The sequence below is a fragment of the Cellvibrio sp. 25HG11W-0 genome, assembly GCF_057815475.1.
On the sequence record NZ_CM174230.1, the window covers coordinates 1,748,332 to 1,765,983 of the forward strand.

Here is a 17,652-nt window from a genome sequence, read left to right on the forward strand (position 1 = left end):
CACAGTGCATGCTTCTAGGAGCGCAAGCTGTTTAGAGAAACTATAGGAAGCGCTTATAAAGCACAACTCTTACTTCCACACATACAAATACTTTGCGTAGACCAGCTGTTTTTACAGTCAGTCGCTTGATTGCCAAAAAGTGATTTGCACTGCTGGGTGGTGTTACATTGATCAATGACTGACGCTTGCGATGAAAAACTCGCATTTTTAGAGCTTGCGGGTTTTGATGACGCAGGCTTTGATGACGCAGGTGTTGATGACGCGAGAGAAGACGATGCCGGTGCTGAAGCCAAACTAAAATTAATCCAATTGATATTCAGCAAATAGGTGTTGTCACCACTGAAGTCCAAACGAACTTTTTGTTTACCTGCATTCAAGTAGGTCTGCAGGCTGCGGGTTGTCCAGTTTTGCCAACCGCCGGTAGTGCCCAAGGTAATACTGGCGAAATTGCTGCCATTGATTGCGGCGAATATATTGCCGCCATTAGTGTCACTGGCCAGGCGGAAGTCGATGGTGTAATTGCCTGCGCTGGCGACATTCACATCAAACTCTAAAAAGTCACCATTTTCAATATAGCCAACATTTTTTCCGCCATCGGTATCCGTAGTGGTTTCCGTTTGAGTGCCGCGCTCTGCGGAGTAGTCTTCCGCTTGCACTTTGCCTGGAATGCTTTGGGTTTTGTCCGGTGTGGGTGGCGTAACCGGAGGAATAACGACTTTGGCGGTTTCCAATTTATAGGTGCGCACCCAGTCAACTTTCATGGTGTTTTTAGTTGGGTCATTCAGGTCTTCTGCAATAGGTAAACCAATGTTGGCGACACCTGCTGTAGCGAAGGGAAATACTTCAGTATCGAAAATCATTTTTAAATTTTCTTCGAGCGGATGTGTTGGCGTAATCTCCATTACCTTTATGTCATTGTGGTAAAACCACAGGGTTTTAGAGTCTTTCCACCAAAAACCATAGGTGTGGTACTCATCGCGCCCGCGCGTGGACATTTTCCATTCTTTGGGTTGTGGACTGGTGCCTTGGTACTTGCCGTAAAAATGCACATTGGCGTGATATTGGTAGGGCAAGTCCGCATCGCGTTTGTCTTGGCTGGGGTTGCCTATATGTTCAATCACATCTATCTCTGAGTAATCGCCTACGCGAAACCAAAAGGATGAGGTCATGGATAAATTTGAAGCCTTTATACGCGCTTCGTAGTAGTAACCCACTTGCGCCGATTTTTGTTTAGACGCGCAGGCGGCTGCATCTACCCAAATATCGCTAAAGGGGTTGTTAACGCTGGAGGGGTGTCTGCGCAGGGTAGATTTGAGGTTGAGATTGCCATCGCCTATATAGCAATTACCTTTTTTAAAGGCACTGGGCGCGCGTCCAGACCAATTGGGGTGGTAGTCGTCCCACTTGTTGCTATCCAGTTGGCTTGCGTTAAATTCATCGCTTAATTCCACCACCGGCGCCCAGTCTTTGCCGCTGAGTGCGCTGGGTGGCGCAGCAACTGCGTGCAGGGAGCTGAAGGATAATAAGATAAGCGTATTGCGTATTGTCTGATTGAGATTATGCAAATGTTTAAAATATTTCATAAGAAATTTCCTTGGTTGTGGGCTCGTTATTTTTATCAGAGCCAAATTATTGAAGATTGTTAACATTTATTAATTAATCTGCGTCACAGCTTGGTCATTATTAGCGAGTGCTACAGGCGCTCGTGCCACACATACAAATACTCTGCGCCGATTGACTGTTCTTACAGTCGGTTGCTTGCATACCAAAAATATTTTTGCACTGCTGGGTGGTGTTACATTGATCTATAACAGGGCTAGAAGAGGCTGCGCTTGAGGAGCTGGACTTTATCGAAGAGCTAGTTTTTATCGAAGAGCTACTTGCGGCTATAGGCTGAATATCCAGCCAATTAATATTGAAACCACCATGTTGTATTTGAATGCGAAGGCTATGGTTACCTGCGCTTAAACTTCCTAGCAGCGCGTTTGAGGTAGACCATTTTTGCCATCCGCCGGTATTCTTTGGTGTAATGGCAGAGCCTAATAGTTTTCCATCCAACTCAAGTGTAAACATGCCACTACCGGCGAGGGATGCAAGGCGTAGATCGGCTTGGTAGTTTGCAGCTTGGGTTACTTTAATGTCGTACTCTAACCACTCACCTGCATCTATCCAGCCAATGTTATAGCCATTGCCGGTGTCCGTGGTGGACTCAATATCCACATTGTCTTGGCGATATTTTCCACCCGCATTGCCGCTGCTGGTGTCATAAAAACGCACATAATTTTCTGCTTCAATTTTGCCGGGAATATTTATGCTGTTACCGCTCGTGGGCGGTAGCGGCACTGAATTGATGCCTGAGCCTACAAACTGTTTAAATTTACTGGGGCTGCCATTTTGATCATTGGTGATGAGCCAATAAATCATGCCCGCATCTGAAATGTCAGACTTACCCCAGTAGTTAGCTTTAATGCGTTCATAAATCCAGCGGACATTTTCATCTTGATGATCGCGCATCCAATACCAAACGGAAAAGTCTTTTCCCGCATCCCAAAGTACGTCGGGGCTCCAGGCTCCATTCTGATCAATGATACGCTTAGAGTTTATATAGCCATTGCTGTAGTCAATGGCATCGGTCAAGGTGTGATGATTACTGCTAACTTTGTAGTCATTGTTATAGCCGCTATGGGAGACGACATAAACATGCTTTAAGTTTTCCATGTTGCCTGCATCTATGACTTTCTTTACGGCTTGATAGAAAAATTCAGACGGCCCCATGTGAATGTAGTAAAGCGGATCTGCGCTGGTTGATTTGATCATTTCATTAGCCAAACTTTGCAGTGCCGCTTCGCTATTAGCGGTTACATCAAATGCAATTTTTGGGTCAAAACCAAAGCGACTCATGCCGCCTAACACGCTGATCTTCATCTGATTGACGTTGTCATTTACCTCTGGGTAGCCCATCCAATTATTGTAGGAAAAGTGCACCAGTTTATTTTGCAGGTTTTTTTGGGCAAGCATGGCGAGGGCAGAAGGCGCTGCGCCCCAGTCATCTGGGTCTGCTGCGGCAGCGCCGGTATTGTTTTTAACATTGCCGTCTGCACTCATGGCGATACGGTTGTTGTTATAGCCCCAAGCCTGCGCATGGGCTTCAGCGACTATGAATAAAAAACTGCTAAACATCACTAGCGTATTAATAAAAGTGCGTAGTTTCATGGCACCATCTCCTTGTTTAAGGAATAAATAGAGGAACATGGCAGCCGTTGCTGCCATGTGATTTTTGTAGCCTGATTATTTAATGGTAATTGCAGTTATGCTTAGCGACAGGCGCTCGCGCCACACATGCAAATACTTTGCGCCGATTGGCTATTTTTACAATCGGTTGCTTGAGCGCCAAAAATAGTTTTGCACTGCTGGGTGGTGTTACATTGGTCAATGACTGGCGCTTGCGATGATGAGCTAGCATTTTTAGAGCTGGCGGGTTTTGAAGAGGCGGGTGCTGAGGCCAAGCTAAAATTGATCCAATTTATATTCAGTAGGTAGGTATTGTCACCGCTGAAATCTAAACGAATTTTTTGTTTTCCTGCGTTGAGATAGGCCTGCGCTGAGCGGGTGGTCCAATTTTGCCAGCCGCCAGTATTGCCCAGATTAATATTGGCAAAGTTGCTACCATTGGACGATGCATAAATGTTGCCGCCATTAGTGTCACTCGCAAGGCGGAAGCCTATGTTGTAATTGCCTGCGGTGGCAACATTGACATCAAACTCTAAAAAGTCGCCATTTTCGATATAGCCCACATTCTTGCCACCGTCGGTATCCGTAGTAGCTTCAACTTGAGTGCCGCGTTCGGCGCTAAAATTTTCTGCTTCAATCTTCCCAGGAATAGCAGTGCCATTACTAGCGGCGGATGACGTGTTATTCACTTGACTGCTTGCAGCACTGCTGGCAACGCCGCCAATTAATTTGTAGGTTTTTACGTAGTCGTAGTAGGCGGTATTTTTACTGCTGTCGTTAAGCTGTGCTTGGGTTGGAATACCCGGGCCCCAAGTAAAGGTTTCCATATCAAAGAACAGGTACATGGGTTCGTCAAAGTTGCCGCCGGTAACCACCGAGCCCATTTCTTGGCCGTCGCGATAGAAGGTGATATTGCGATTGTCCTTCCACCAAACGCCGTAGGTGTAGAACTTATCGGCATTGCGGCCATTGCTTGGGTTGGTGAAATGTTTTTGGGTTTTTAGATCTTTATCCCAACCATTGGGGAAATAGTGAGTGTTGGTTTCCATGGTGTAATCGAGGTAGCGCAGGCTGTTGTTTTCAACGCGACCGTAGTTTTCAATTACATCAATTTCACTGTAGGCGCCTTGCATCCAAAAGGAAGATGTCACCGAGAGATCGGCCACTTTTATCTTAACCTCTGAATACATGCCCTTGGTAAATGCTTTGGTTTTAGAGGTGACACAGGCAGCCCAAATCCAATTGCCATTTTGGCTGGGGTCTTTTACCGACATGTTTAATTTGAGTAAACCGTCCGTCACGGCAATATTATTATTGTTGTAAACGCTGGGTGCGCGCCCGCTCCAATAGGGGTGACCCTTTTGCCATTTGTTGCTATCAAAGCTGTTGAAGTCGTCGGTAAGCTCGCTGACCTCAACCCATTTTTTTCCGGTGGGCGCAGAAGGTAATGCCTGTGCGGTGAGTGAAAAAACCATACTGCTTAATAAACTAGAAATAATTATTTTTTTTAACATGTTTGACCCCAGTTATATTGTGTTGTTGACCTTTCTTTGTGCGATGCACTATTTTTATAGGATAAATACCGACTAAAAATTCATTGAATAAATTCCTGTCATGTATTTGTCAGTTTGACTATAACATGTTTTTTTTGCGTTTCTTTACCTGGCTAGGGTGCTATTTTTAGCAGCTGCCAAAACTGTCGATGTAAACGGAATCAAGCTGTGATAACTATGTGGTTATGGCGCGGTTAAGATGATTTATTTTTTTAAAATATTTTTTAAGATGGCGCGAAGCCTTGAGATAGGCGTAAAAAAATGGCGAGATTGTTTAAATATTTTTCTGTGCGGAATATTTATATGACTAGTGTTTTAGTGCCTTAGTGATATAGATAAGTTTTATGCGGTTTTTTTAATTGTTGTCGTTAACATTGTTAAAGAGAAATGGGGGCGCTTGCGCAGCCCCCATTTTTTATAGCCTGTTACTGATAGTGTTTGTCGTAGAGCGGTGCTGTTCCTGTTATACCTTCCAATAATTGCAAACGGTAATCGTGTTTGCGTGTGCGTGTTTCTTCACCGTTGTAGAGATAATCTACATTGCTGATGATGGCAACGACGACTGCATTTTTTGGCGTTTTTACTATATCCAAACAGGCTTCACCACTTTGTATGGGTTTGCTGTAAACCGCCGAACCATCTTGTGCGCGATAAGCGAGCTGCAGGCGCATATTGCTTGCAATAGGTTGGAAATTAACGCGTACTTTATTGCCGCTCACTTTAAGCGGAATTTGGTTGGCGCCAGACCAGCCAGGTAGCGTGTCAGTTGCAGGTGTGAGTAAGTCACCCTGTTGCGTACTCGCGGCATAAAAGCTTAAACGATGGGGTGTTGGTTCTTGTAATACTCCGTTAGGAATTTTTTCTGCGCCTATGGTTCTGCCCCAGTTATTGTTGATGGGTGCTTTGAGTGCATTATTCCATGGCCCGAAATCAACCATTGCTTGGCGCGCGCGATATTCCATGATGAGATGCTGTGTTTTTTCTTCACCTAAACCTTGAGCTAGTGAGCGCAAAATGTGATTTTGTGTTCCCTTGGCCCAGATCCATGCATTGGCTCCTTTGGAGACATGCTCCGCGAGGAAGTGAGAGAAAACAGAGTTGTATTGGTTGCCGCCAAGGTAGTCGCGCCAGGTGGAAATTTGTTGGCCGTTAAGTGTGCGGTTTACACCTTCTGCATTGGGACCACCAAAGGTGCCGTCTTGCAACCAGCCGCTGTAATTTTCAATTGGCATATGCGGTGCTAAGAAGGGGGCTCCATCCAAAAAGCCCACGCCGTAATTACCGGTGCGCGATGCTTCTAAATTCATTTGCAACCAGGTATTGCCGCCCTCATTAAACCAGGCTGCTTTGTTTCCGCGTGTGGCCATGATGGTGTGAATGAATTCGTGGGTAATGCCGCCGCGTTCAGTGGGTGTGACTACAGGGTAGTAAGACAGCAACACCATAGGGTAGCCATTAATGCCACTTTGCCAGCCGCCTTTTTCAGTGTTACTCGCGCTGTCGGTACAGAGGCCCGAGCCAAATAAATACACATTACTGAAGTAGCCTTCCGCTTGCAGTTTATCAACCGGCCAGCCCATTACATTGTGAATGTAATCTGCATCTTCATTTAAGTTGGTGAGCACTCGATCAATATCTGCATCGGTAATGGCTGGATTGCGGTTGGCACCCCACAGAAATGCGAAGCGACCTTTGGTTTTTACACCGGCAACTTGGTTTTGTGGGCAGCCGTAATACACTTTAAATTTACTGGTATCTACTTGGCCGTAATCTGTGCGGAAGTCGTAATTTAAATCTGGTTCGTATTTTGGCCATTCATAGGCGGCACACTGAGCGACACTTGCCGCGCTACTGCTCATGGCCGAACTGCTCTGTAGTGCTGCGCTACTTTTTAGGCTACTAAGTGCTGCCGACGACTGAGGTTTTGAACTCGCTGCGAGGGAACTTAAAGCCTGCGAGCTAAGCGCCTTGGAGCTAACTACAGCGCTGCTGCTAGAAGAGATGTTAGGTGATGCTGCAGAGCCAGAAACACGCCACTCCAAGATGCCGGTTGATTGCTGAGTGTTTAGCATAGAAATACGCAGGCGATTGGTCACAATATTATTCAATGCGAGCGTGTTAAACGCATTTTTAATCAGCGGTACATTACCCGCATTGACCCAACTGCTGCCATTCCAATATTGAATGTAAGCCTGTGTCGGTGTGAGTACGCCACCCATGTCATCAAACCAATAAATTTGTGTACTGCTGAGCGAATAGTATTGTGCCCAATCATATTGCACCCACTGAATAGAATTAGGATTGTTCCAATTGCCATAGGCACCCTTCGACTTATCATTGGAATTGGCGGGGCTGCTGTTATCGTTCACCGCACTCAAAGTTTCCCAAGGCGATACATAAGACGTTGTCGCTGTCGCAAGGCTCGCAATATTCACAGTATTCGCGCTTGATGAGGGTGCGGTAGCGCTGGCAGGTTTACTGGAAATGGGGCTGCTAGAAATGGGTGCAGCACTGGATAAGGCTAAGCTCGAACTAATGGAAGGCAAGCTCGAATTAATCGTCGCAGTACTAGAGGTGGTGGGTGTGGGGCCGCAGGCAGTGCCCGTCAAGCTGGGCACTTCAACAACGCCGCCATTGGTTGCTCCCTGCAAACCAAACTCTTGGGTTTGGCCTGGTTGAATGACCGCATTCCAGCCATAGTTAGTGGCGCTATAGCTGCCACTTAATTTGGCATTCCACGAATTGGTAACGCTATTTTTTGTATAGCCCCAATTTACTTGCCAGCCATTAATGGCCGTAGTACCGGTATTGGTGATACGCACTGCAGCGGTGTAGCCTGCGCCCCAAGAATTGGTTACCACATAACTGCAAGCCGAATAGGCTTTAGCGCCCCAAGTGGCGGCGAGCAAGCTAAGCCCCAGCCCAACCGCTAGGCGGCATGTTTTAAAATTATTATGCATAGGAATTTTCCTCTTAGGCTTGATGTATGAATGATTGCTGCGTGGTGGAGCTTGGCGCAAGAAAAAAGCCCTAATACATCTGTGTGTCTAGGGCAAAAAGGGCAGGAGCCATAAGTTGATTGCAAGTACGCCATGGTTGTTGCAAGTGAAATTATTTTTATATGTGATTTATTATTATGGGCGCGATCTTAGGTGCATGGGCTTAGTTGGGCAAGAGGTAATCGAGCATCAGCCCTGTTGAGTTCCAAAAGTATGATTTAATGCCGTTTTAGACGTGAAGTGATTGGCCTAGTAAGGCGCCATTACCCTAACTGTAGAATTGCCCATTATTTGAAGATGCGCGGGGATTCGGTCGCGCGGAAGGGCGTAGGTGCGGCTAGGGTTATTCTTGTGTCGCTTAAGTTATTAATGTGTTGCTTCAATGACTTATTCATTCAATAGGGAATCTAAACGTGGATAAAAAAACCAAAGAAGAGTTTATCAATACCCTTAAAGCGCGCTTTGAGAAAAATCGCCACCGCCATCAAACAATTGATTGGCAGCAGGTGGAGCCTAAGTTGCTCGCCAGCGCAGAAAAGCTGCGCATACTCTATGAGATGGAACTGACTGATGGTCAGCCAGATGTGGTTGGTATCGATAAAAAGACGCAAGTTATTATTTTCTTTGACTGTGCACCTGAAAGCCCGAGTGGAAGGCGTAGCCTTTGTTATGATCGCGCGGCACTAGAGGCCAGAAAAAATAATAAGCCAAATGGAGGTGCGCTTGAGCTGGCTGCCGCAATGGGCATCGAGCTACTTACTGAGCAGGAATATCGAGCGCTACAAGCACTGGGTGACTTTGATAAGAAAACATCAAGTTGGGTAAAAACACCAGATGCTATAAGAGCACTAGGCGGTGCGCTGTTTTGTGATCGCCGCTATGACCAAGTATTTCTATATCACAATGGTGCGGAGTCCTATTATGCGGCGCGGGGTTTTCGCGGTTGCCTCAGGCTTTAAACTCAATTGTTATCCTATTAATTTGTCGCACAACATTTTTATAATAGACATTGAATTTTTCACCCTATGTTGGAGTTTGAACATGCATCCTATACCGCAGGGATACAAGCGAGTTGCAGACGGCGACTTTATACAGGCGGGGGATATTGCATTGGGCGCGATAGAATCAGTTTGCGGTCAGGCAACCTATGGCTGGAGCCGAGTTGCGGCGCGTTTAGTGGGGCAGGAATTTTATGAAGGCGCTCTAGAGCTAGGGCACCCTAAGCTATTGGCGCGGGCGAGCGCTAGTCGATCCACGCATAAAAATAAATAATCGTGCAGCTTCCCTGCGTTTTATTTCTCTCTGTTTGAGTGGATTAATGGCAGAGTGTTGTGCAGCAAGCCGCTGCACGAAAGTGTTGTTTTATTTCTATAGTTTTATCTCGGCTTTTGAAAGGGTGCGTGTTGCCCACTTTGGTTCATTGTCGTCAGCACGGTAGGTGAATACCGCCGAGTATTTAGTTTCAGCCGTGGTGTTTCGGCCTGCGGCATGAAATAAATTGCTGTGAAACAACAGTAAGTCACCTTGCTCTAAGGTTACAGCTGTTGCTCTTTCAAGCAGATCTATATTTTTTGCGTAGTCAGTGCGCAGAAACTCTTTGTCGTCAAATTGGTATGCATCCATTTCCCATTTATGCGAGCCGGGCAGAACCCAAAGGCCGCCATTTTCAGGGAACTCACCATTCAAGGCTAACCACGCCGATATAAGTTCAGGCTTAGCAAAAGACCAATAGCGGCTATCTCTGTGCCAGCCCGTCATGCTTGAATACTCGGGTTGTTTGGTCATAACGCAATTGTGATGTGCCTGAGAAAGGTGAATAGTATCACCTAAAAACTTGCGCAAAATTTCACACAGTTCTTCGTTTTTTGCCCATTCGGCTAAGGTAGGGAAACGTTCTATAGCATTCAATAAGCGCCGAGCGGTATTGCCGCCAGGTGCAGATCGAGATGCAGGCGCACCGGGGTAGTGGGTATCGGTCTCATATTCCTGCGGCTCGATGTTTTGGCTAAGCTCCGCGCGTGCGAGTTCGACAATAGAATCGCAAAATGAGGCTGTCGCGAACCCAGGAAGTACGAGATAGCCATCTCGTTTAAAATTTAAAACTTGTTCTGTTGTTAGCATAGTTACAGCCTGTCTAATACCGCTTGTGTAAAATCTGTTGTGCCGCATGTGCCACCTAAGTCTGGCGTGGTGCGGTCACCTACTTTAATCGCATCACGTAAAGCATGGCCAATCTTATTCGCCTGCGTATCTAGCCCTAAGTGGTGCAGCATTTGTATGGAAGCCAAGATCATGGAACTGGGGTTTGCTATGTTTTTCCCCGCAATGTCGGGAGCGCTACCATGTACTGCTTCAAAAATGGCATATTCCTTTCCGATATTTGCCCCAGGCGCCATGCCTAGCCCACCTACCAATCCTGCACATAGGTCTGAAATGATGTCGCCAAAAAGATTGGTGGTGACAATAACATCAAACTGATGAGGGTTCATCACCAGCTGCATACAGGTGTTGTCCACTATCATTTCATTGGTTGCTATTTCGGGGTACTGCAGTGCTATTTCGCGTGCAGTATTTAAAAATAGCCCAGAGGTGGATTTCAAAATATTGGCTTTATGTACAATGGTGACTTTTTTTCGTTTTTCTTTACGTGCTAATTCGTAAGCAAATGTGACAATATTTTCTGATCCCTCGCGGGTAATGACGCTGGTGGCTTCAGCGCGTGCGCCGTTATCCGTAATTCGCTGCCCTTCACCGGAGTACATACCTTGCGTGTTCTCGCGCACGGTAATAATGTCAATATCGCTATAGCGAGCTTTAGTCCCTTCGAAGGTAATCGCAGGCCTTACGTTAGCGTAGAGGTTAAAGAGTTGGCGTAGAGTAACATTAATCGATGTAAAACCTTCACCTACCGGTGTGGTGAGGGGGCCTTTGAGTACAATTTTGTTGTGTGAAATCGAGTTGGTAGTTATGTGGGGGAGTAGTTTTCCATACTTCTCTAGCGCGCTTATTCCTGCATCAACGTATTCATATTGAAAATTACACCCCGCTTTATCCAATATTTGGATGGCCGAATCAACAAGGCTCGGGCCAATGCCGTCGCCGCGTATAACACTAATTGTTCTGGTCATTGTTTAAGCCTTAGGTGTTTTATAGCGAATTATGCTGCTAGGTGAGTTATGCGATGCAACAGGGGGCTGAGGCTTTCTCCCAGAATTCCCTCAATGATTTTTAATTGAATGGGCGCCTGCTCGTAGTCAATAACATGTGACTTGCAGGCTAAAATAATATGATTACCGTATTCGCCCGTGCACAGCATTATGGTGCGAAAGTGCGCTAGCAAGCATTTAAACAATGGTGTTGATACATCCGGTAGGCGATGGTAGTTGATAACTAGCCATCCCTTTTCGCTCAGTGTTCGCCAGCAGTTTTTGATGAATAGTTGCTGCCCCTGTATGGGGCTCATGTGATAAGCGTCGTACATGTCTGCAAAAATAATATCGGTACTTGCGTCTTTGCTGGCTTTTATGTGTAGCGCGGCATCTTCGATGCTTATTTGCACGCGCTCGTCATCAGGAATATCAAAATAATATTTTGCTACTTCGTATACCTTAGGGCGCAGCTCAACCACGTGAAATTCACAATCGGATAAGCAGTGATGCAGGCTGCGCAATAGGCTGCCACCACCAAGCCCTAGCAGGGTGATGTGGGTAGGTTTAATAAACCCAAGAGCCAGCATCATAATGCGCGTGTATTCATGCACGAGTGCGTAGGGCTTTTCGAGGTAGTAGCCGCTTTGTTCATAAATAGAGTCGAAACTCAGCACTCTATAGCGAGGAAAATCAACGACCAAAATATTGCCGAGGGAATCACTGGTGCTGTGAACAATGGTTCCGTTACTCATCGCGGTATTGCCTATTAACGTAAATGCCATAGCTATGCTTGGTTCTTGCTTGATGAAATGTGTGAGTGGAAATTAGAGCGTAATGTTGGCGTTTTTTATGCCTAGGTTACGCAGCATTCCTAAGCATTTATTAATGTCTACTTCGGCCATCACAACATCGATATCATTGGTTAATAAAAAGCTTTTTCCTGATTCATCTCTAATCCATATTACCCATTCTGTTAGCTCGGCCGGATTGCGCATCATCTCGACATTGAAAACTTCATTGCTATTCACTTTATCTTTAAGAATTGATTGTTTCATCTTCACTCTCTAATAGAAAACGGGTGATAGGGGAGCCTAGTGTTTGTTTATAGTGCATCGGTTAAGCGTGGGTATAATGTAAAAACACCCGCTATAGGCGTTATATTCGCTTTGGCAAGGGTTTTTAAGGGCTGGAATTGTAAGTCGGTCAGTATGAGCTGCGCGTTTACTTTTTCGCAGTGTGCAATGAGCTTGGTAAGTGCAGATAGCCCGCCAGCATCCAGCAAACTTACGTTGTCCATATACAAAATAGTGATGGTGTTTTTCGTGCAGTACTGGGTTAACTCACCAAATATTTTATCGGCAGCAGCAAAAAAAAGTGGCCCGGTTATTTTAAAAATACGGGTGTTTGCGGGCGGCTTTTTGGGGAGGTATTGAAGGTTGCTGGTGATTTCAATGACCTTAGTAATATCGGCAATTTCTTTCATAAATAAAATAGCGGCTAGAATTATGCCCGCAGTAATCGCTATTACCATGTCGAACAATACGGTAAGTAAAAAACAACAAAGGAAGATCCAGCGATCACTGGCTTGTGCCGTTTTAAATAGGTGAAAGCTTTTGGGGGCTTCGCTCATGTTCCAAGCCACTACCATTAACAGTGCTGCCATGGCGGGCATGGGTAGGTAACCCAAGATGGATGCAAAGCTTACTAGCCCGAATAAAACCACTAAGGCGTGAATCATGGCGGCTACGGGGGATTCTGCGCCGGCTTTATAATTTGCAGCCGAACGTGCAATGGCAGCGGTGGCGGTAATTCCCCCTAAGAAAGGAACAAGTAGATTGCCAATACCTTGGCCGAGTAATTCGCTGTTAGCGCTATGGCGTTTGCCCGACATGCCATCTAACACCACAGCACAGAGCAATGATTCAATGGCCCCGAGCATGGCAATGGCAAATGCGGCGGGCAATAAATCGCGCAGTAAGCCCCAGCTTAATGTGAGCGGCGCTTCATTGGCCGCTGAGTGCGACCATGGCCATGCCAAGCTTGGCAGCATGGACGGAATACCTTGGTTAAGGGTGCCATTGGCGTCGGTGTAGCTGAAGCGCGAATAAATGGTTTCAATCTGTAACCCTGCGTTGTTTAAGGCCAGCGCTAAAAAGCTTGCAGCGATTAGCGCGGGCAGGTGTGCAGGGATGGGGGTTTTAAGGCGCGGCCAGAGCAGCATAATGGCGAGTGTAACAAGTGCCACCGCCACACTAGGCCAGTGCACCAAGCTTAAGGATTGCGCCAGAACGGTAATTTTTTCTGCATAGTGTTCTGGTAGCTGGGTTAATGGCAGGCCCAAAAAATCCTTAATTTGTAGCGTAGCTATAACCACGCCTATGCCACCAGTAAAGCCCAAGGTAACAGGCTCGGGAATGTACTCAATGAGGCGCCCAAGGCGAAATAGCGCCATGATCACTAAAATCATGCCCGCCATAAGGCTTGCTAGCAGTAAGCCATTCAATCCATATTTTTGCGTAATGGGGTAGAGGATCACCACAAATGCAGCGGTAGGGCCGGAAACGCTATAGCGCGAGCCGCCAGTAAGTGCAATCACAAAGCCAGCGATGGCGGCCGTGTAGAGGCCATATTGCGGGGCAACGCCACTGGCAATAGCCAGAGCCATGGCCAAAGGTATAGCAATAACACCAACGGTTAGACCTGCTAGGAGGTCTTTTCTAAAGCGCCCCAATGTGTAGGTTTCTGTCAAACAGCTAGCGCGGAAGGCATGACCAATGCGTAAGGAAAACAAATGCGCTCTGTGCGGCATGCTATTTCTCTCCAAAGGCATTTAGGTGGCAAGCAGTATAGCGATATTCTCATAAAATTGTAATTACATTATAATGTTATTACAATGCTATTGGCAGGTTTACCCTATAGAGAGGACGATAAGATGGAACAAAAAACAGCTCGGTTAACCGTATTGATTGATCCCACCAAAAAAGCAGCATTTGAACAGCTGTGTACAAGCCAAGACGTAACACCGTCGCAGGTGGTGCGCCAATTGATTCGTGAATATCTAGAAAAGCACGGGGCAACCTATGCCAATCAAACGCACAATTCGCCAGGCTCTGAGGAATAGCGGCTGTTTACTATAATTTTGCGCGACTGATTGGGTTTGGCATTCTTTGCGTATGAATCATCACCTAGCGTGATATTACTATTCTCTCAACAATGAGTGCAGGCCACCGCCGATGAATACAATAAACCCAAAGAAATTGCTCAAGAGTAAATGGACGGCGGTTACGCCGATAGAAAAAGAAAAGCACTTTATAGTGTCTGAGATAGAATTTGATGAGGAGGGCGTAGTCGTTTTGTGTTGCATTGAAGCTGTTATGACAAAACGCGCCTTTCCAATAGATTGGCGCGACTTAAAAATAGATACCCATTGGCTTCATGGGTGGAAATAGTATCCGCAAAATAAATTCGCTAAAAATTTAAGCGCGGCAAGTAGTTGCCTGGAATAATGCCGACCACGGAAAGAATAATTAAAATCAGTAGAATCGTGAATAACACCCGCACAATTTGAGCAACAGGTGCGGGTAGTGGAAGCATGGCTACTAGCCACCACACAAGCCCAAATACCACGAGATAGGCAATAAGATTAATAATAAGGTCCATATTTTATTCCTTCTAAAAACAATGAAAAACGGGTGGTTACATGGCCATCATCTCTACTTTTAACGAAAGTCGTAAAAGCAGTAGATAAATGGCTCCTTGTTTTGCAATATAGCGAGAAAACCACTAAGCGACGGTGCGTTAGCGAACAAAGGCTATTTCAAGTTTAACTTCACCTAAGGCTATACATTACCCGCAAACATTAAGGGCTTTATGTGTGTATTAGGTTTGAGCGCTGTTCTTGCTACCTTGAAGTCTTGTGCGCTGGACGCGCGGCTGAATTGTTTGCAGGGGCGAGAAACCTTAAGTAATAGATAAGCGTGCCGTCACAGAAAATTTTGTTTTCATGCGGATTAGTATAAATAGGTCGTAATAATGCGTGTACAGCTAGAACCCCCAAACCAGCCTGAAATCGTTTCGCTTATTGACGAGTTGGATGCTTACCAAGATACGCTGTATCCGGCAGAGGCGCGCTACGCGTTAGATTTAACTCAGCTCGAACAGGAAAATGTTTTATTTGTGGTTGCAAGAGATGACGCAGGTGTCGCAATTGGTTGCGGTGCCTTGGTGCTGGCGGGTGAGGCGGCAGAGCTAAAGCGCATGTATGTACGGCCATCTCACCGCGGGCAAGGCGCTGCCGTTAAGGTGTTGTTCAAGCTAGAAACTGAGGCTACCAAGCGTGGTTGTTATCTTATACAGTTGGAGACTGGGCCTTTGCAGCCCGAGGCGCTAGCGTTTTATACAAAGCATGGTTTTCACACTTGCAGTGCATTCGGGAGCTACCCCGAGCACCCCTTAAGTGTGTTCATGGAAAAGAGGCTCAGTAGCCGCTAATTTTTTTGCTAAAAATCACAAGGTTAAGCAATGCGTTGGCGAGCCTTCCTCGCCGTCACACCAATTTTAACGCGCTGACTTTTGGCGCGGAGCTTTTTAATATCTGCTCATTTTGCTGCGCTGTTTTTTCTGGCGCAAGCCGCCACAGTTTTCCGTCGCATTGAGCGTAGTTAGCGCAATTGCTCATGCAGCCGCGGCAGGGCAGTCGGTTGGTGTCACTCATATGTATTTACTCTGCTGTGTTGTTTTTAGTTTGCGTCACAAAAATGAGATCTTTGGTGCTAAACCCAAGGTTTTGCATGCGCGCGATTAATGTTTGTTGCAATTTCTTATCCATAGTGGGAGTGCGCGACAGCAGCCAAAGGTAGGATTTGTCTTTACTGGTGACCAGCGAGTATTCGTAGTTATTCCCTAAATCAAAAATAATATAGGACGCATAGAAGGGGCCGAAAAAGGACACTTTTAAATGCCCTGTGTTGCTGTCTTTTACGAAGTAGGCTTTGCCTTCTGCCGTGCTCCATTCTTTAACGGCGCTGTTAAAGCCGCGATTAATGACTTTCACACCGCCATCTTCACGCAGGCTGTAATCTGCGGTGACTTGTTCCAGCCCGCGTTCGAACGAGTGGTCTAATCGCGCTATTTCATACCAGGTGCCAAGATAGCGATCGAGTGAAAATTTGCTCACAGGTTGAATGTTTTCGGGTACACCAACACAGCTGCTGAGCATGATACAAATAACAATAAATAGGCTGCGCATGAATTAGTCTCCTTTTTGACGAGGCGTTGCAGTGAGTTGCACGAGGGCAGCCGCCAAATTTTCGAATTGAAATTGGAAACCATTTGAAAGCAGTTTTTGCGGCACCACTTTTTGGCTGTCTAACACTAGGCACGCAGCTTCGCCAAAGAGCAGCTTTAGCAGCTGCTTCGGTAGCGGAAGCAGAGCAGGGCGGTTTAGGGTGCGAGCGAGTGTCTGGGTGAACACACGATTGGTCGCCGGAATAGGCGCCACTAAATTTACCGCCCCCGCAATGTCTTGCTGGTGCAATAAATAATGCATGGCATTGATCTGATCTTGGTAGTGAATCCACGACATAAATTGTTCGCCATTACCCATGCGCCCGCCGCAACCAAAACGAAAAGCGGGCAGCATTTGCGCGAGCGCGCCGCCTTGTGGCGATAACACGATTCCGGTGCGCAATAAAACAACTCGGGTATAAGTGCTGGCCTTGAGTGCAATCTGCTCCCAGCGCTGACACAGCTGCGCGCCAAAATCGTCTTTAGTGAGCGAGCTGTCCTCGCTCAAGCTGTGCGCGCCATTGTTGCCGTATACACCAATTGCAGAGCCACTTAAAAAAACCTTAGGCGGGTTTTTGCTCTGCGCGAATAAATTGACGAGCTGCTCGGTATGGTCCCAGCGGCTTTGGCAAATTTCAGTTTTTTGTTGCTCACTCCAACGCTTAGCAAAAAGACCTTCGCCCGCTAAATTAATAACTGCATCAAACTCATCTAAATTCGCCAACTGCGAGAGCGACGACAACAGCTTCACATTAGGCGGTAACAGGCGTTTTGCTTTCTCGGGCGAGCGCGTAAGGCAAGTAAAGTCCTCCTGTGTAAAGGCGCGCATAAACGCAGACCCAATCAAGCCAGTGCCGCCGGTTATTAAAATTTTCATGTTTTTCCTTTTCTTGGGTGCGGTCATGCAGCTACTAAGCACACATGCAATGGCAATTAACCTACCTTACGTAAAGCAGGGCTAAAAAGATTATAGGTATGCAAATTTATAATGGCCGGAATATCCGCAATACCTAAGCCTAAACGCCCAGAAAATAGAGTTTTGATGCGACACAATGGTGTTGGCCTTGGTTTGAAGGTTGCCGAATACTCGGTCTCAGGTTGAACCAGCATCGCACAGAATATGTCGCAACACCCATAGAGCTTGCAATAGCGGGGCAGTTGCATGATTGCACCAATGTGTGAATGGACTATAGGTGAGGGCGAAAAGCTTTACGTAATACGGTGTAATTGACGGGTGAGGGTTTTTGCTGTGGGGAAAATTAATATTATGAGTGATGGGCAAAGGTTGTTATATTCGGGGGCTTAGGTAGACAGTTGAACCTATGTAAGGTTTTGTGAGGGGCTGGAAAGTGCCCAAAGCGGACACTAAAGTTCAAGCCTTTGTACAGCAATGCTAGAGAGATTTAAATTTTTAAAGATATAAAAATAACGGTA

At 46.3% G+C, this 17,652-nt stretch carries 17 protein-coding genes; 5 read left to right on the forward strand and 12 right to left on the reverse strand.

Annotated elements, in window-relative coordinates:
• Positions 1–53 precede the first annotated feature (53 nt).
• The 4 genes from AC0KUT_RS07170 to AC0KUT_RS07185 all read right to left on the reverse strand — a co-directional run bounded on the left by AC0KUT_RS07170 (position 54) and on the right by AC0KUT_RS07185 (position 7,744).
• Positions 54–1,583: a carbohydrate-binding protein gene (locus AC0KUT_RS07170; protein WP_488834698.1), complete on the reverse strand. Its 1,530-nt coding sequence runs from the start codon at positions 1,581–1,583 to the stop codon at positions 54–56.
• A 100-nt stretch (positions 1,584–1,683) separates the two neighbouring features.
• Positions 1,684–3,213: a carbohydrate-binding protein gene (locus AC0KUT_RS07175; RefSeq protein WP_488834699.1), complete on the reverse strand. Its 1,530-nt coding sequence runs from the start codon at positions 3,211–3,213 to the stop codon at positions 1,684–1,686.
• A 101-nt stretch (positions 3,214–3,314) separates the two neighbouring features.
• On the reverse strand, positions 3,315–4,745 hold the full coding sequence (locus AC0KUT_RS07180; RefSeq protein WP_488834700.1) for a carbohydrate-binding protein: 1,431 nt from the start codon (positions 4,743–4,745) through the stop codon (positions 3,315–3,317).
• A gap of 464 nt (positions 4,746–5,209) precedes the next feature.
• Complete coding sequence (locus AC0KUT_RS07185; RefSeq protein WP_488834702.1) at positions 5,210–7,744, reverse strand: cellulose-binding domain-containing protein; 2,535 nt, start codon at positions 7,742–7,744, stop codon at positions 5,210–5,212.
• 452 nt (positions 7,745–8,196) lie between these two features.
• Between AC0KUT_RS07185 and AC0KUT_RS07190 the strand changes: the two genes are divergently transcribed.
• Together AC0KUT_RS07190 and AC0KUT_RS07195 are read left to right on the forward strand one after the other, a co-directional pair.
• Positions 8,197–8,742 carry a DUF4256 domain-containing protein gene (locus tag AC0KUT_RS07190; RefSeq protein WP_488834704.1) on the forward strand — a complete coding sequence of 182 codons (546 nt, stop codon included), beginning with the start codon at positions 8,197–8,199 and terminating at the stop codon, positions 8,740–8,742.
• 82 nt (positions 8,743–8,824) lie between these two features.
• The gene (locus tag AC0KUT_RS07195; RefSeq protein ID WP_488834705.1) at positions 8,825–9,055 is read left to right on the forward strand and encodes a hypothetical protein; all 231 of its coding nucleotides are present in this window, start codon (positions 8,825–8,827) and stop codon (positions 9,053–9,055) included.
• Between the two features lie 96 nt (positions 9,056–9,151).
• Here the strand turns inward: AC0KUT_RS07195 and AC0KUT_RS07200 are convergent, their stop codons facing one another.
• The 5 genes from AC0KUT_RS07200 to dauA are packed head-to-tail and all read right to left on the reverse strand — an operon-like array spanning position 9,152 to position 13,741.
• Positions 9,152–9,904 (reverse strand): phytanoyl-CoA dioxygenase family protein, encoded by a 753-nt coding sequence (locus tag AC0KUT_RS07200; protein ID WP_488834707.1) that lies wholly within the window; start codon positions 9,902–9,904, stop codon positions 9,152–9,154.
• 2 nt (positions 9,905–9,906) lie between these two features.
• Positions 9,907–10,911 carry an isocitrate dehydrogenase gene (locus AC0KUT_RS07205; protein WP_488834708.1) on the reverse strand — a complete coding sequence of 335 codons (1,005 nt, stop codon included), beginning with the start codon at positions 10,909–10,911 and terminating at the stop codon, positions 9,907–9,909.
• Between the two features lie 29 nt (positions 10,912–10,940).
• On the reverse strand, positions 10,941–11,714 hold the full coding sequence (locus AC0KUT_RS07210; protein ID WP_488834709.1) for a spermine/spermidine synthase domain-containing protein: 774 nt from the start codon (positions 11,712–11,714) through the stop codon (positions 10,941–10,943).
• Between the two features lie 42 nt (positions 11,715–11,756).
• Entirely contained in the window at positions 11,757–11,987 is a 231-nt protein-coding gene (locus tag AC0KUT_RS07215) for a hypothetical protein (protein WP_488834710.1), read from the reverse strand.
• Between the two features lie 47 nt (positions 11,988–12,034).
• Positions 12,035–13,741, reverse strand: a complete 1,707-nt coding sequence (gene dauA / locus AC0KUT_RS07220; RefSeq protein WP_488834712.1) for a C4-dicarboxylic acid transporter DauA — start codon at positions 13,739–13,741, stop codon at positions 12,035–12,037.
• 123 nt (positions 13,742–13,864) lie between these two features.
• On the opposite strand from dauA, the gene AC0KUT_RS07225 reads away from it, so the two are divergent.
• Both AC0KUT_RS07225 and AC0KUT_RS07230 read left to right on the forward strand, forming a co-directional pair.
• Positions 13,865–14,053: a CopG family transcriptional regulator gene (locus AC0KUT_RS07225; RefSeq protein ID WP_488834713.1), complete on the forward strand. Its 189-nt coding sequence runs from the start codon at positions 13,865–13,867 to the stop codon at positions 14,051–14,053.
• Between the two features lie 112 nt (positions 14,054–14,165).
• Positions 14,166–14,381: a TIGR02450 family Trp-rich protein gene (locus tag AC0KUT_RS07230; protein WP_488834714.1), complete on the forward strand. Its 216-nt coding sequence runs from the start codon at positions 14,166–14,168 to the stop codon at positions 14,379–14,381.
• A gap of 19 nt (positions 14,382–14,400) precedes the next feature.
• Here AC0KUT_RS07230 and AC0KUT_RS07235 read toward each other — a convergent pair whose 3' ends face one another.
• Positions 14,401–14,592 carry a Thivi_2564 family membrane protein gene (locus AC0KUT_RS07235; RefSeq protein ID WP_488834715.1) on the reverse strand — a complete coding sequence of 64 codons (192 nt, stop codon included), beginning with the start codon at positions 14,590–14,592 and terminating at the stop codon, positions 14,401–14,403.
• A 372-nt stretch (positions 14,593–14,964) separates the two neighbouring features.
• On the opposite strand from AC0KUT_RS07235, the gene AC0KUT_RS07240 reads away from it, so the two are divergent.
• Positions 14,965–15,423, forward strand: a complete 459-nt coding sequence (locus AC0KUT_RS07240; RefSeq protein WP_488834716.1) for a GNAT family N-acetyltransferase — start codon at positions 14,965–14,967, stop codon at positions 15,421–15,423.
• Positions 15,424–15,652: 229 nt separating this feature from the next.
• Here the strand turns inward: AC0KUT_RS07240 and AC0KUT_RS07245 are convergent, their stop codons facing one another.
• On the reverse strand, positions 15,653–16,180 hold the full coding sequence (locus tag AC0KUT_RS07245) for a lipocalin family protein (RefSeq protein WP_488834717.1): 528 nt from the start codon (positions 16,178–16,180) through the stop codon (positions 15,653–15,655).
• A 3-nt stretch (positions 16,181–16,183) separates the two neighbouring features.
• Complete coding sequence (locus AC0KUT_RS07250; RefSeq protein ID WP_488834720.1) at positions 16,184–17,095, reverse strand: TIGR01777 family oxidoreductase; 912 nt, start codon at positions 17,093–17,095, stop codon at positions 16,184–16,186.
• Between the last annotated feature and the right edge of the window lie 557 nt (positions 17,096–17,652).

Bases quoted from the DNA above. Each gene is read 5' to 3' on its own strand.
- AC0KUT_RS07215 (WP_488834710.1), bottom strand. From the start codon at position 11,987: ATGAAACAATCAATTCTTAAAGATAAAGTGAATAGCAATGAAGTTTTC.
- dauA (WP_488834712.1), bottom strand. From the start codon at position 13,741: ATGCCGCACAGAGCGCATTTGTTTTCCTTACGCATTGGTCATGCCTTC.
- AC0KUT_RS07245 (WP_488834717.1), bottom strand. From the start codon at position 16,180: ATGCGCAGCCTATTTATTGTTATTTGTATCATGCTCAGCAGCTGTGTT.
- AC0KUT_RS07195 (WP_488834705.1), top strand. From the start codon at position 8,825: ATGCATCCTATACCGCAGGGATACAAGCGAGTTGCAGACGGCGACTTT.
- AC0KUT_RS07175 (WP_488834699.1), bottom strand. From the start codon at position 3,213: ATGAAACTACGCACTTTTATTAATACGCTAGTGATGTTTAGCAGTTTT.
- AC0KUT_RS07170 (WP_488834698.1), bottom strand. From the start codon at position 1,583: ATGAAATATTTTAAACATTTGCATAATCTCAATCAGACAATACGCAAT.
- AC0KUT_RS07230 (WP_488834714.1), top strand. From the start codon at position 14,166: ATGAATACAATAAACCCAAAGAAATTGCTCAAGAGTAAATGGACGGCG.
- AC0KUT_RS07180 (WP_488834700.1), bottom strand. From the start codon at position 4,745: ATGTTAAAAAAAATAATTATTTCTAGTTTATTAAGCAGTATGGTTTTT.
- AC0KUT_RS07200 (WP_488834707.1), bottom strand. From the start codon at position 9,904: ATGCTAACAACAGAACAAGTTTTAAATTTTAAACGAGATGGCTATCTC.
- AC0KUT_RS07185 (WP_488834702.1), bottom strand. From the start codon at position 7,744: ATGCATAATAATTTTAAAACATGCCGCCTAGCGGTTGGGCTGGGGCTT.
- AC0KUT_RS07235 (WP_488834715.1), bottom strand. From the start codon at position 14,592: ATGGACCTTATTATTAATCTTATTGCCTATCTCGTGGTATTTGGGCTT.
- AC0KUT_RS07225 (WP_488834713.1), top strand. From the start codon at position 13,865: ATGGAACAAAAAACAGCTCGGTTAACCGTATTGATTGATCCCACCAAA.
- AC0KUT_RS07240 (WP_488834716.1), top strand. From the start codon at position 14,965: ATGCGTGTACAGCTAGAACCCCCAAACCAGCCTGAAATCGTTTCGCTT.
- AC0KUT_RS07210 (WP_488834709.1), bottom strand. From the start codon at position 11,714: ATGGCATTTACGTTAATAGGCAATACCGCGATGAGTAACGGAACCATT.
- AC0KUT_RS07250 (WP_488834720.1), bottom strand. From the start codon at position 17,095: ATGAAAATTTTAATAACCGGCGGCACTGGCTTGATTGGGTCTGCGTTT.
- AC0KUT_RS07205 (WP_488834708.1), bottom strand. From the start codon at position 10,911: ATGACCAGAACAATTAGTGTTATACGCGGCGACGGCATTGGCCCGAGC.